The following is a 14,126-nucleotide window of genomic DNA, read 5'->3' on the forward strand; positions in this document are numbered from 1 at the left end:
CTGAGGCTCTTGCGGTGAGGCACGACGGCCTTGCACTCACCCGTTGGCCTTTTGGCTGCCGCGCGCAGGGTCACCCGGACTTCGCCGGGTGATGACGGCGGAGGGTTCTGGGGTTCCCGTAACCCGATTTATGTGCGGCTGGGCGCGAGCAGGTGCTTGCCGACGGCGGTCTCGTGCGTGCGGCGCGGGGGCATGGCCTTTGGAATCTCCCAAGCAATTGGGCGGAGAGTGTTTAGCACGGATTTGGGAGGGGGATGGCTAATAGGTTGGGAAGGGCGGAGAGCGATTGTCGTTTGCGGATGAGGTGAATGAGAGGCAACGAGCACTCATATTCGTTGTTGATTACGTTCCAAGCACGGCTTCCCAAAATGTCTTAGTTCGTCTTTTGCCTAAAATTGCTTCTCCAACTGATCTGATCCAGTCGCGATCTTCGTCTGACCCCGAGAATGATTTCCACGCACCTTGAAGACGATCATTTGTACTCTCGTCTGACGATCTCATAAAGTCTGAGATTCGTGCGTACCCGAGCCTAACAAAGATATCGAGAACTGCACGGTTCCGTCCTTCTAACGCGGGGCACAGAATTTGCCGAACGAGATTGTCCTTCTCGGCCTTCTTAATCCGATCACCCCGCTGAACGAGATCCACAAGAAGTTTGGGAAAAAGAAAAACAGAATTGTCGAGAGAACGAGCCGTTACGCCGGTCATTTTCTCCCGAATTGTCCGACAGATGTCTGCATGATAGTTTTTATCAATTCCTGACATCAAAACATCTATTGCGCCTTCGTTTGCATCTGGCGCTACCGTTCCAGACAATATATCGAAAATTATCTGAAGCAATGGGTCCCGAAAGCTCGCGCTGTCTAGGGCACAGCCGGAGGTGGAAAGCTTTTCGACCAACAGCCGTGCCGCATGATCCATTTCTGCAAAATGATCAGGCCAATCCGCGTTATCGATGTCCTTTAGTTTAGATTCGACATGTTCTTGAAATTTAACCCAGCAATTTCCCTCAGCTCGATTGGTCGCGGTCAAAAACCCTGCCGGTATCTGATCAAGGTCTATGTTTGAAATCTGGCCGTCATCAATTTTCGACTTATACTGGCCCAACATAGAGACAAATTCATCATCTCCGAGCAGATTTTGGAGATACGTAAAATGCGAAGTCAATCCGCGCAAAGCGAGATGCGGTGGGTTTCCAAACGAGAAGGCTTGTTTAACTACTTGCCTAACTGCATTATGGTCGGGATTGTTCTCACCGAAAGCGACCCAAGGGTTTGCAAACTTGAAGGCTTCCTTGGCTCTGGAGGCAACGATTGTAGCTTGCGCTACACTTAATTTTGATTCGCCCAATAGTAGTTTGTTGAATGCAGTGAATTCCTCTGAAACATCCGCGACCGCCTGCCCATTTGGGTCGAGCTTTGTCGGGTTCTCAAGGCTTGTTCCAAGGAGTGTCTGGCCGGCCAGAAAGAATGCACTTGAGATTGATTTCTCACTAGCTTCCGTCTGACCTGAGCCCAATTTTCGGAAAAAGTGTCCATTCGACAGCGCTTGTGGGAACCTAATTTCAGTGCGTCTCTTTTCAGGAAGTGACCGCCAAGAAAAGCAGACCACGTCCAGCAGGTCTGCCAGTCTTTCTTCGTCCTCTGTCTCATCAGTGCAAGCCGTTAAACATGCATTGGCCACCGATATCCATTTTTCGTCGACTAGCAGGTCGGCATACTTAAATTGCACAAATGCCTGTTTCGCTACGCTCGGATCTTCCGTTGCTACGCTTTCAAAAAAGTCTGTTTCATCAGGCAGGTCTATTCTGACATCCTTGAAATCCTGGAAGGAAAAACCGGCGTCAGAAATACTCACACCTAGTCCATAGAGAAAATCTGCGGATGAATTCGGCGTATAGCTACCAAGCTGCTCTTGCAAAGTTTCGCCAAGGCCGATTTCTTCCAGTCGCGTCTTCGTAATTGAAAGAAACTTCGCAAAATCCTGACCTGTCTCAAAGGTTGGCTCTTTAGGAGCGTTTGCCCCGGAAAATGCAGCCCGAAGATAGCTCGTCAGTAAAGCGGGCCGGTCTTCGCGGTCCGCAATTTCAAATAGTGTCAAGTAAGGTTCGTATTCATCTTTGATAATTTTAAAATTCTCAACTCTAGAGAAGCTTTCAACTAGCGCCGCAATAATATGCGGTTTCGCATCTTCTTCGTAATACGGAAGAATTTCAGAAAAATTTACTATTACGGTTCGGTAGTCACCGGTAGAAAGCCATTCATCCAAGTTTGACCTTACTACATCATCAACACGCAGGTCGAAGCCAGCGGATTTGGAAATCTCCGCCAATTCTTCTGATTTGCTTGCCACCGCAGCGCCAGCTATCTCATCGTCCAGAAGAATTTGGTAAGCCAACTGTGCATCGACGTTAAAGACCATTGCAGCGAGGTTGCGTGGCAACATTGGGTCTGATGCCAATTCGACAATCTTGCTATCAAGGTTTGCGATGTCGGTGAGCTTATTAGGATAATCGCTAATTAGATCGTGGTGCGCGAGATACGCCGCTACGGTCGGTAGTGGGAAATGTCCTTCGTGTAAAACGAATAGGCCACTAAGGTCATTCACAAACGACACAACTTGTCGGGGAGTCGTTGTTCCGCCTTCATTGCGTAATAGCTCGCAGAAAATGCGATAGGTTCTGAATACAGCGTCCTTTGATGCCTGTTCCGGAAGCGCAATATTTAATTTCTCGGTAAAGAAATCACGAGCATTAGACAGCACGGGAGGAGATACCGTCAGAACCTCGTCAAATGTTTTAGAGAAGAGCTCCCGCGACGCCAGCCTCGTCAAAGGCTGAAGCTCGGCGCTTTCTCCATTCACATCCGCTTCGTTGACGTTGCTCTCAATGAGCGTCCGGTCATATGGGACAATGGCTGTAATGGTTTTTTGGGGGTCGGCGTTGGTCGCCTGATGGGTCCGGGAAAAAATTGATCTGACAAGTGCCCAATAGTCCCTAATCTCCTTCTTGGGAAGACGATCAATGTTGTCCAAGACCATGACAACCTTTGATTCGCGCGATTGTATGACGCCCAAAATTTCTCTAAGGGTTTGATGAAACTCATAGTCGTTTGGGTCAATTTCCCTGACCCTCTGAGTTACCTTGTGATCTTGATGTTGCTTGGAACTGATCAATAAGACTCGGGATATAGACGCTTTAAAGTCCAGCTCATTTTTGCTCCCTCGGGCACCAAAATATTTTATCAATGCTACGATAATTGCCACGCCAGCAAAAAGAGACAGCAGTATGAACGGAGTTGACCATAAAAATTTATGTAATTCGCCGATTTTATTCAAATCGTCAAATACGCTCTTCGACCAAAAGTAGTATATTGGGAAAAATGGAAGAAAAAATAGGACAAAAATCCCAAACCAATCTAGTATAGGCTGACTATTAGTTTGAATTTCTCGTGTTTTTCCATGGATCTCCTTTTCGATTTCATTCAACGCCGTCCGTTTTTGCGGGAAATTTTCCCTGGCCCATGACACGAAGTGCTCAAGGAACGATCTGCGGAAACCTGCGCCTTGCGACTTCCAGATGTCAAAAGTAAAAAAGTAGTGACGTACATCGTTGAATTCTCTTGTGTTCTCGAGATGTCGTGCTGCTATTTCCACCACGCTGGATTTACCGCTGCCCCACGGCCCATCCAGTCCTATCGCACGGTCTTTGTCGTCAAAACTTCGTATCGTTTTTGCGAGTGAAACAGCGGTTCTTTCGTGACCTTTTCCATGGAAAAGGTCTTCCGCAGTCGGTTCGTCAATGATGACATTTCTAAAAATCTTTTTATTCATTGCCTTAACTCGATCGAAAACGTTGCGTCGCGAGGGTTCTCCAGTTGGATCTGGACAGTCCTTGTGCGGCAAATTATGTTGCGATCCTATAGATACAATCGGGGAGCACAAGCATTTGATATTTACTTCATCTGTATGAATGACGTGAATTATTCGTTCGAAAATTTTTCTTGTTTCAAATCACGTGAATGCCCCCCTCACCAAAATCTCTCCGTCCCGCACAGCTTCTCCCACCTTTTCTGCACGTCTTCCCATGCATGATCCGCGTGGGCCTGGTGCCAGCCGATGGTGTGGCCGGCGGCGAGCGTCATGGGCGTGGGCGCGGGGTCGGGCAGCATCGCGGGCAGGCGCTCGGCCATGGCGACGTCGTTGAGATAGCCGAAGAGATCCTGAAGCTTTTTCAATTGCTTGAGAAAGCGTTGGGTGGGTTTCGCCGGATACAGGGCGGCGAAGAATTCCGTGGCGTAGCGCAGCTTTTTCAGGCTGCGGCGCAGGGCGTGGCGCTCCTCGATGGTGAGGCTTTCGAGATGCCTGGCGCGCTTTTCGGCATGCGCCCAGCGGGCGTCGAGCGCGCGGGCGGCGAAATCGCGCACCGGCTCCTTGCGCGCGGCTGAGAGTTGCTGCGCCAGCCCCACCGACTGGACGGCGCCGGTGCGCGCGCGCCAGCTCCGCGTCTCGGTGTAGGCGCCGAGATCGAGCAGGAAGCCGTTGAAGGCGCCGCCGGAGAGCGCCGCGCGCACCTCGGCGCGCGCCGCCTTGCGGTGGTCCTCCAGCATCAGCTCCAGCATTTTCAGCCCGTCGCGGTCGGGCGTCCTGTCCCTGACCGGGGCGAGGATGTCCGCCAGCAGCACGTCGAGATCGCGCAAACGTCCGGCGATGCCCGCGAAATGCCGCGCCTGGGCGTCCAGATGCTCCGTGGCCGGGCTCTCGATCAGCGGATGGAAGGTTTTCAGCGCGCTGCGCAACCGCCTGAGGCCGACGCGCAGCTGGTGCGCGCCTTCCGGGTCGTCGCTCGCCAGAATCACGGCGCGGTTGTCGGCGATCTGCTCCGCGCAGGCGCGCAAGGTCGCGCGCAAGGCTCGTTCCGCCCCCATCTTCGGCTTGAGCGCGGGCAGCGCGCCGGCCGACGGCGCGAGCGGCGCGTCGGGCAGCCCGGCGGCCAGCGCGTATCCGCGCTGTGCCTTGGACAGTTTTGAAAACCGGATCGTCACATCGGAAAACAGGCTGCGGGCGACCTCGAACAGCGCGCTCAGCGCGCCGTCCTTGAGCTCCAGCTCCACCTCGCACAGCGGGCGGGACGCCTCGCCGGCGACGATCTCGCCCACGTCGAACGCCAGCTCCACCAGATCGCCGTCCGGCGTCTTCAGGTCGCGCTGGGTGCGGCGCATGCGGGTTTCGAACAAGGGCACCAGCGGCGCGCTCTTCACCAGCGCCAGCACGCCCGCGCGCATGGTCTCGTCGGCGATCGCGTCGAGCGCCGGTTCGGGACCATCCACCGGCACCTCGCATTCCCTGGGCGTCGACAGCCCGCCGCTGAGCCCCACGCCCTGCTTGACCGTCTGGATCCAGGCACCGTCGACGCGGCGCACGCGCAGCGATATCCTGTGCGCGTGCAGCGCCTGGCCGGCGGTGTCGAAATAGATGGAGCGCAAGCTGCGGGTTGTCGCCGGGCCCGTCGCCAGCGTGCGCAGGACGGGATGTTTTCGCAAAAGCGCGAGATCTTCCGGTCCGAGTTCGACCTTGAGTTCCGCTTCCTTGCCGCTGATGTCCATGCAAGACTGATCCGTTGACTGTTGATCCGCAATCGGGCGGCACCTTATACGGATCCTGTTCTTTTTGACAGCGGCGTATTACAGAGCTGGCTAAGGAACTGGGTGTTCCGAAATCATGAGCTGGCGAAAGGATGATCTGCGTGAATCATGAAATGTTGAAACGGGCGATCGACGCGGGCGCGGGCGCGGTCCCGGCCGATCTGGTGGTCAGGAACGTGCGGCTGCTGTCGGTTATCGACGGATCGCTGACGCCCTGCGACATCGCTATCGTCGGCGACCGCATCGTCGGCACCCACGCGGAGTACGAGGGCGCGCGCGAGATCGACGGCGGCGGGCGGGTTGCGGTGCCGGGGTTCATCGACACGCACCTGCATGTGGAATCCTCGCTGGTGACGCCGCATGAGTTCGACCGCTGCGTGCTGCCGCACGGGGTGACGACGGCGATCTGCGATCCGCACGAGATCGCCAATGTGCTGGGCGCGGAGGGCATCCGCTATTTTCTCGAAAGCAGCGATGAGACCGTCATGGATCTGCGCGTGCAGCTCTCCTCCTGCGTGCCGGCGACCGAGTTCGAGACATCGGGCGCGCGGCTGGAGATCGAGGATCTGCTGCCCTTTCGCGATCATCCCAAGGTGATCGGCCTGGCGGAATTCATGAATTTTCCCGGCGTGCTGGCGGGCGATCCGGTGGCGCTGGACAAGCTCGCGGCGTTCCAGGACGGCCACATCGACGGCCACGCGCCGCTGCTCTCGGGCAAGGCGCTGAACGGCTATCTGGCGGCCGGCATCCGCACCGATCACGAGGCGACGACGGCGGCGGAGGCGCGCGAGAAGCTCGCCAAGGGCATGGTGGTGCTGATCCGCGAGGGCTCGGTGTCCAAGGATCTGGAGGCGCTGGCGGAGGTTCTCGACGAAAACACCTCGTCGTTCCTGTGCCTGTGCACCGACGACCGCAATCCGCTCGACATCGGCGAGCAGGGCCATCTCGACTACATGATCGGCCGGCTGATCGTCAGCGCCAAGGCGCGCGGCGTGCCCGTCCATCACGTCTACCGCGCGGCGAGCTGGTCGGCCGCCATGGCCTTCGGGCTGCGCGACCGCGGCCAGATCGCGCCGGGCTGGCGCGCCGACATCGTGTTGCTGGACGATCTCGAGACATGCACTGTTCATTCGGTGATCAGCGCGGGGCGTCCGGTCGAAGCGGCGCTGTTTGAGGCGCGCGGCGATGTGGCCCCGGTGGGACTGGACAGCGTGCGCTCGCGGGAGATTTCGGCTGCGGATTTCATTGTGCCGCAAGGCGGCGCGCAGACGCCGGTGATCGGCGTCAAGGCGGGACTGATCCTCACCGAGCACCTGACCATGCGCCTGCCGGTGGACGGCGGCGCGGTCCAATGCGATCCGGCGCAGGACGCGGTGAAGGTGGCGGTGGTGGCGCGCCACGGGGTCAACGACAACATCGGCCGGGGCTTTGTTTCGGGCTTCGGGCTGACGCGCGGCGCCATCGCGTCGTCGGTGGGGCATGACAGCCACAACATCTGCGTGGTCGGCGTGGACGAGGCGGACATGGCGCTGGCGGTCAACCGGCTGATCGCGCTGCGCGGCGGCTTCGCGGTGGCCGACGGCGGCAAGATCGCGGCGGAACTGGCGCTGCCCATCGCGGGGCTGATGTCCGACCGGCCGTTCGAGCACGTCAGGGAGCGGCTGGAGCGCTTGCGCGAGGCGGCGAAGGCGCTGGGCTGCACGCTGCCCGAGCCGTTCCTGCAGGTGGCGTTCCTGCCGCTGCCGGTGATCCCGCATCTCAAGATCACCGATTTCGGCCTCTTCGACGTGGACCGCTTCGCGCTGATCGAGGGGTGATTGGTCTAGCGGCGGCCGAGCAGCGCGGCGGGCGCGCCGAGCACCATGGCCGGCGTGGTGATCACGATTCCCGCCGTGGCGCCGACGAAGCCGCCCAGCGATGTGCCGAACTGGCCGACCCGGTCGGAGAAGCCGGTGCGCGCCACCGCGAGCTGGTCGCCGGCCGCCAGACGGGTGCTGATCAACTGCGCCAGTCCGGGCACTTCCGCGTATTTGCCATGACGCAGTTTGTCGGGCGTCCGCACGGCGGTCAGATCGAAGACCGTGATGCCGAGCGCCGCGATTTCCTTGTCCTTGATGTAGCTGCCCAGCCGGGGCTTGCCGCCGGCGATGCGGCTGGACAGATCGAGCGCGCGGTCGTCGGTCGATACCAGCAAGGACATTTCCGATTTCGCGCTGTCGAGCCGGCGCACCTGGGCCTTGAACACGTCGACATCGATATCGGGTGATGCCAGCACCACCTGGCCGAGCTTGCCGCCGAAGGTGCCGTGTCCACCGATCTCCGCCTGGCGCAAGGCCTCCAGCGTGACCCAGTTTCCCATGGAATGGGCGAGGACATGCACCTTGCCCGCGCCGCTGGCGCTGGCGATGCGCAGGGTCTGTTCCAGCGCGTCGCGCGCCGCCGTGGCGCTGTTGTTGTCGTAGACATAGTCGAGCAGATTGCCGCGCGAGGCCCAGGTGAACAGCACCGGCACGCCCTTGAACCCGGTGTCGTTCACGCTCTGCGCCATGCGATAGACGCCTTCGGCAAACAGCGTGTTGAAGCCGTGAACAAACACCACGATGTCGCGCGCCTCGCCCTTGCGGCCAGCGAGCTCGGACTTCAGCGCGGCCTGAAACGCATCAGCGTTGTCGATGTAGCCGGCCGATCGGGTGACGAAATCCTTTGCCGGATCCCCCGGCGGCGCGTTCGGCCATTCGATCGCGCCGGGCACATGCCCGGGCGGCACCGAGACCGTGGCGCTGGCGAAATCGAGTGCGGCGCCGTCATCGCCCGGTTCGATGCGTTCGCCCGAGAAATAGGTTCCCTTGCTGTCGTCGCGCGCGCGCGTCGTGGCAATGAAGATCGTGTGCTCCACCGCGCCCGGCGCGCTGTCCTGGCTGGCGATCAGCGCGCCCGTAACGGGGCGCCCGGACGCGCAACCCGCGATCAGCAGGGCCATCGAGACGAGCGCGAGAGCGTGACGCCACCCGCCGCGCGATGGACGCGTGGAGACGGCGCTCTTCTCGATCACAGGGACAGTGGTCATGGGCCCAATACAGACTTGGCCGCCAACAGGGTGCGCCGGGGTTGAATGCACGGCGGAGCATGGCGCGTTCAGGAGTGCGCGACCATCACACCGTCATCATGGCGAAACTGAGGGCAAGGCGGCGGATTGGGCGCGCCGCGCGCGATACAGGCTCGAAAGCGCGTGTTGCGCCGGGGGTGGCAAGGCGGTTACTCGCCGGTGGCGTCCTGCACCATCTGCACCAGGCGATCCACATCGCGGATGCGCAGGTTGTGCCCTTCCAGCCGTTCGATGACGCCCATCTTGGCCAGCCGGCTGATCTCGCGCGTCACCGCCTCGCGGTGGGTGCTCACAAGAACCGCGATCTCGGCGTGCTTGGGGCAGGGGGAGATCATCGCCGGACCGGAGCCGGGCTCGGGATTGCCGGCAAGCCGCAGCAGTTCCGCCTGGATGCGATTGTTGACCGCCAGCGTGGAGAATTCGAAGACCCGCGCCGTCAGCAGCCGCACCTGGGCGACCAGATGCACCATCATGGCTTCCATGACGCGCGGCTGCGACCGCATGACTGTCCAGAAATCATTGGCCGACAGGCGCGCCACCAGCATCGGTTCGCGCGCCTCGACCCGCGCCGACCGCGGCAGCTTGTCGATGGCGGCGTATTCGCCGAAGGGATGGCCGGGCTCGATGTCGCGAAAGCCCACGACCTTGCCCGACACCGAATAGATCATGACGCGCGCCTTGCCCTTGAGCAGGAAGTAGACGTCGTCGCGATCGTCGAGATAGGGCACGATTTCGTCGCCGGCATCGTAGGTCGACCAGCGGCACTTGCTTTCCAGCATATCCAGCGCTTCTTCGGGCAGCTCGTAAAAAATACGGATGGCCCGAAGTGTGCCTTTGGCCGGCGGCGATATGGATTTGGCCACCTCGAACTCCCCGGAAAACTCTTGCGATGATTTAGGATCAGGTCACTAGTTACCGCCGCGCCGCCGTCAGGGCAAGTGTGCGTTCGGCCAATGCGGGAGCGCTGGGCGCAATCGATCGCGCGCCAGGAGTCCGGCTCCACCGGCAAGACGCGGCATCGCCTAATTCGCGAGACTGGGCGTGGCCGTGTCGATCAACTTGTTGAGATCGGGCAGGAACTGCGGCGCGGACAGGGGCCCGCGAATGAGGAACGGCAGTTCGGTGCCCGGCGTATCGCCGGTTGACGGGCGGCTGGCGACCCCGTTCATGCTGATGCTGAAGTCCTCGAGCGAGGCGCGCCCGCTGGCGCTGACAAGCGCTGTCGGCCCTTCGGCGGAAAGTCCGGTGACGCTCAGCACACCGCTGTCGATGGTGCCGGCGGCGGCGGCGGTCGTGAAGACCGTACTGCCATTGCTCTTCGCCGGATCGCCACCGGCAAACGTCTCGATCACATTGGCGAGATCCATGCCGGTGAGCACGGGATCCGTGGCCGTGACGCGGATGTCGCCGCCCAGCGTTGCCAGCAGCTCCGCGAGCGTCGCGCCGGCGCCGCCGGCGTTCAGCGAGATATCGGCCGCGCCCGCGGTGGGGCGAACGGGCCAATCGGCGAGCGGCAGCGCTCCGAGCACCAGCCCCTTCGCCTTGGTTTCCAGATGCACCGCGAGGCTGGAGCCCGAACCGGACGATCGAGACTGGGCCTTGGCGGAGAGCCGCGCGGTGACATGGCCGCCGTAGACCATCGCCTCGCCGACCTCCATCGCCATATTGCCGTCTTGCACCAGCAGCGACACGGCCGTCTGGCCGATCCGGGTCTCGCCGATGTGAATGCGCTGGGCGGAGATCTGCAAGTCGACATCCGCCGCGGACAGGGCGCGCGGCGACAGGGCGATGGCGTCGGGACCGAGGTCGCTGGTCGCGCGCATCAGCTCGCTCACATAACCGGTGAGATCGATCGTTTCGGACGCCAGCGTGCCCTTGACGGACGGAACGTCCCCGTTCCAGGTGAGCGCGATCGCGCCTTCCGCCTCGTTGCCGTCGAGCTCAAGCGCCGCCGGGGAGAGCACGAGCCCGCCGTTGCCGACCCGCGCGGCGCCTTCGATTGAGAAGGCGCCCAGCGTGGCGCCGTCGCCCAGGTCCTGGCCGGCCCAGGCGAGCACCCGGCGCAGGTTGGGCGCGGTCACGCTCAGCGCGCCGTCAGCCTGCACGGTGGCGCCGCCCGAAACCGTGCCGGCGAAGCTCGCCCGCAGGGCGCTGGAGGCCAGCGTCAGGTTGAAGCTTCCGGCGCCGTCGCCCACAAGGCTCGCCGCGTCGGTCAGGCTGGCGCGCAGCTCGATGTCCTGCTGGCGCCACCGCATGGCGCCCGAAAGGCTCGCCGCACCCGTGGAGCCGGGCCACGAGAGAGCCGCGTTGATGCCGTCGAAATGCTGTGCCGGTCCGTCGTCCCGCGTCAGCGTGAGCACCCCGTCGTGGACCGTCAGCATGCGCGCGGCACCCGCAGGCCGGAGCTCTCCGGCAGCCGCGTCGCCGGCCGCCGGAAAGGCGAAGGTCCGGGCGACGCTCTGCGCGGATATCTGCACGAGCGGCCTGCGCAACGTGAAACGTGTCGGTTCGATCCGGCCCTGCAGCAGGGCGACAAGGTCGAGATCCGCCTCGATGCCGTCAATCGTCGCGGTGAGGCCAAGCGCGGAATTTTCCGTGCGGACGTCGGGCAGCACCACGTGCAGCTTCGGCACCAGCATGAGCTGCGGTTCGCCGCCGACGACGACATTCGCACCCAGCCACTGCGACAGGATCGCTGCGATGCGATCGCGGGCGATGTCGGTGGAGACGAGCAGCGGCACGGCGGCGAACAGCGCCGCCACGAAAAGGATGGCAACGGCCGAGGCGATCAGCCCGCGTTTCAACAATGGTCCAGGTCTCAAAGCCAAATGTCTCTGCGTCCATGCGGCGGGCGACCGTTCGCGCCCTGATGTCCGGCCGGCGGATTGCGCCGGAATGTCCGGCCTGCGAGCGGCCGACGCCGGCTTCGCCTCGTGCTTGCTACACCGCCTGAGCGCCATCCGCCAGCCCATGCGGGATCAGGCGGCTGTCCCGGGCGGCGAAAAAATCCCGCCGCCCGGCTGTTGCTTGTCCGGCCGCCGCGACAATGCTATCGGGAACGTGGCCGGACATGAATGCTGCAACAAGCATACGGGTAATACCACTGACCGCCAAGATTGACACGCGGGAGCGCATCCGCGCACGCGTGCCGCCGCAGCCACGCAAGCGGTTGTGGGTACGCGTTTCGGGTGCGTGAACAAGTATGCCAGTGCCGGGAGTGTGGGTTCTTGAGCTGGTGGCGTAGGGGGAACTGACCGAATGAGCGACGCACAGCCGCTGTGGACTCCGTCGAAAGAGCGGATCGACGCCTCGCAAATGCAGGCTTTCATGGCGTTTGCCGCGGAGCGCGCCGGACGGGCGTTTGCCGACTACGACGCGCTGCACGCCTGGTCGATCGAGGAGCGCGGGCCGTTCTGGAACGCGATCTGGGATTTCTGCGGCGTTGTCGGCGACAAGGGCGAGCGGCTTGTGGAAAACGGCGAAGCGATGCCGGGCGCGGTGTTCTTCCCCGATGCGCGGCTGAACTTCGCGGAGAACCTTCTGCAGCGCACAGGCGACGGCGACGCGCTGGTGTTTCGCGGCGAGGACAAGGTTGAGCGCCGCCTGAGCCGCGCCGATCTGCGCGCCCAGGTCTCGCGCCTGCAGCAGGCCTTCAAGGCGGCCGGCGTGGGTGAGGGCGATCGCGTTGCGGCGATGATGCCCAACATGCCCGATACGATCATCGCGATGCTCGCCGCCACGTCGCTGGGCGCGATCTGGTCGTCGTGCTCGCCGGACTTCGGCAGCACGGGCGTCGTCGACCGCTTCGGCCAGATCGAACCGAAGGTGTTCATTGCCTGCGACGGCTACTGGTACAACGGCAAGCGCATCGACATCGCCGAAAAGCTGGCGGAGATCGTGCCGCAGCTTCCATCCGTCCGGCACGTGCTCGTGGTGCCCTACCTCGGCACGGCGGACGCGACCGCGGCGACGCTCGCGAACGGGGTCTCGTTCGGCGCCTTCGTCGAGCCTTATGCGCCCTCGGAGCTGACATTCGAGCGGCTTCCCTCCACGCATCCGCTGTATATCCTGTTTTCGTCCGGCACCACGGGCATCCCCAAGTGCATCGTCCATTCCGCAGGCGGCACGCTGCTGATGCACCTGAAGGAGCAGCGCCTGCATTGCGATCTGAAGCCCGGCGACCGGCTGTTCTATTTCACCACCTGCGGCTGGATGATGTGGAACTGGCTGGTCTCGGGACTCGCGTCCGGCCTGACCCTGCTGCTCTATGACGGATCGCCGTTCGCGCCGGACGGCAACGTGCTGTTCGACTACGCCCGCGACGAGCGCATGACGCTGTTCGGCACCTCGGCCAAATTCATCGATGCGGTGCGCAACGCCGGCCTGAAGCCCATCGAGACGCATGATCTTTCAACCGTGCGCACGCTGACCTCCACCGGCTCTCCGCTGGCGCCGGAGAATTTTGATTTCGTCTATCAGGGGATCAAGGCGGACGTGCATCTGGCGTCGATTTCCGGCGGCACGGACATTGCCGGCTGCTTCGTGCTCGGAGTGCCCGGAAAGCCCGTCTACAAGGGCGAGATCCAGGGCCCGGGCCTCGGCATGGCGATGGACGTGTGGGACGACGACGGCACGCCGCTGCGCAGCGGGAAGGGCGAACTGGTCTGCGCCAAGCCGTTCCCCAGCATGCCGGTCATGTTCTGGAACGACGCGGGCGACGTCAAATATCGCGAGGCCTATTTCTCGCGCTTCGACAACGTCTGGTGCCATGGCGATTTCGCCGAGTGGACGCCGCACGGAGGCATCATCATCCATGGGCGCTCGGACGCAACCCTCAACCCCGGCGGCGTGCGCATCGGCACGGCGGAGATCTACAACCAGGTCGAACGCCTGCCCGAGGTGATCGAGGCGCTGGCCATCGGCCAGGACTGGGACAACGATTGCCGCGTGGTGCTGTTCGTGCGGCTCGCCGACGGCGTGCGCCTCGACGAGGATCTGCAAAAGCGCATCAAGACCGCGATCCGTACCGGCGCATCGCCCCGCCACGTGCCTGCCCGCATCGTGGCGGTGAGCGACATTCCGCGCACCAAGTCGGGCAAGATCACCGAGCTTGCCGTGCGCGACGTGGTGCATGGGCGCGCGGTCAAGAACAAGGAGGCGCTCGCCAATCCCGAGGCGCTGGATCTGTTCCGGGACCTGCCCGAACTGGCGTCGTGAGGCGCGGGCACGGCCATCGCCTTGAAAAAGTGCTGCTATCGGGTCCGGTTTGTGCGCGGCGCACCTGAGTTAGGCGGCTAAATGACTGTTTTTTCAATGGAAAGATCTGTTTTGGCGCACCGCATCAACACCCTGTAAACACTCTTCGGCTGTAAGTATTT

At 61.7% G+C, this 14,126-nt stretch carries 7 protein-coding genes; 2 read left to right on the forward strand and 5 right to left on the reverse strand.

Going from position 1 to position 14,126, the window contains the following annotated elements; translation table 11 throughout:
* Nucleotides 1-342: 342 nt before the first annotated feature.
* The gene (locus tag D1F64_RS03925) at nt 343-3,831 is read right to left on the reverse strand and encodes a P-loop NTPase fold protein (RefSeq protein ID WP_117411354.1); all 3,489 of its coding nucleotides are present in this window, start codon (nt 3,829-3,831) and stop codon (nt 343-345) included.
* Between the two features lie 197 nt (nt 3,832-4,028).
* Nucleotides 4,029-5,603, reverse strand: a complete 1,575-nt coding sequence (locus D1F64_RS03930; RefSeq protein ID WP_117411355.1) for a CYTH and CHAD domain-containing protein — start codon at nt 5,601-5,603, stop codon at nt 4,029-4,031.
* A gap of 131 nt (nt 5,604-5,734) precedes the next feature.
* On the opposite strand from D1F64_RS03930, the gene ade reads away from it, so the two are divergent.
* Nucleotides 5,735-7,459, forward strand: a complete 1,725-nt coding sequence (ade, locus tag D1F64_RS03935) for an adenine deaminase (protein WP_117411356.1) — start codon at nt 5,735-5,737, stop codon at nt 7,457-7,459.
* Nucleotides 7,460-7,464: 5 nt separating this feature from the next.
* Here the strand turns inward: ade and D1F64_RS03940 are convergent, their stop codons facing one another.
* The 3 genes from D1F64_RS03940 to D1F64_RS03950 all read right to left on the reverse strand — a co-directional run bounded on the left by D1F64_RS03940 (nt 7,465) and on the right by D1F64_RS03950 (nt 11,552).
* Nucleotides 7,465-8,709 carry an alpha/beta hydrolase gene (locus D1F64_RS03940; RefSeq protein ID WP_205470645.1) on the reverse strand — a complete coding sequence of 415 codons (1,245 nt, stop codon included), beginning with the start codon at nt 8,707-8,709 and terminating at the stop codon, nt 7,465-7,467.
* Between the two features lie 188 nt (nt 8,710-8,897).
* Nucleotides 8,898-9,611, reverse strand: a complete 714-nt coding sequence (locus tag D1F64_RS03945; RefSeq protein ID WP_117411357.1) for a Crp/Fnr family transcriptional regulator — start codon at nt 9,609-9,611, stop codon at nt 8,898-8,900.
* Nucleotides 9,612-9,770: 159 nt separating this feature from the next.
* Nucleotides 9,771-11,552 (reverse strand): AsmA family protein, encoded by a 1,782-nt coding sequence (locus D1F64_RS03950; protein WP_117411358.1) that lies wholly within the window; start codon nt 11,550-11,552, stop codon nt 9,771-9,773.
* Between the two features lie 454 nt (nt 11,553-12,006).
* Here D1F64_RS03950 and D1F64_RS03955 point away from each other — a divergent pair, with 454 nt between their 5' ends.
* Nucleotides 12,007-13,965: an acetoacetate--CoA ligase gene (locus D1F64_RS03955; protein WP_117411359.1), complete on the forward strand. Its 1,959-nt coding sequence runs from the start codon at nt 12,007-12,009 to the stop codon at nt 13,963-13,965.
* Nucleotides 13,966-14,126 lie beyond the last annotated feature (161 nt).

It is taken from the genome of Breoghania sp. L-A4, from assembly GCF_003432385.1.
GTDB lineage: Bacteria > Pseudomonadota > Alphaproteobacteria > Rhizobiales > Stappiaceae > Breoghania.

Coding starts and splice junctions, on each gene's coding strand:
- D1F64_RS03925 (WP_117411354.1), bottom strand. CDS start 3,831: ATGAATAAAAAGATTTTTAGAAATGTCATCATTGACGAACCGACTGCG.
- D1F64_RS03930 (WP_117411355.1), bottom strand. CDS start 5,603: ATGGACATCAGCGGCAAGGAAGCGGAACTCAAGGTCGAACTCGGACCG.
- ade (WP_117411356.1), top strand. CDS start 5,735: ATGATCTGCGTGAATCATGAAATGTTGAAACGGGCGATCGACGCGGGC.
- D1F64_RS03940 (WP_205470645.1), bottom strand. CDS start 8,709: ATGACCACTGTCCCTGTGATCGAGAAGAGCGCCGTCTCCACGCGTCCA.
- D1F64_RS03955 (WP_117411359.1), top strand. CDS start 12,007: ATGAGCGACGCACAGCCGCTGTGGACTCCGTCGAAAGAGCGGATCGAC.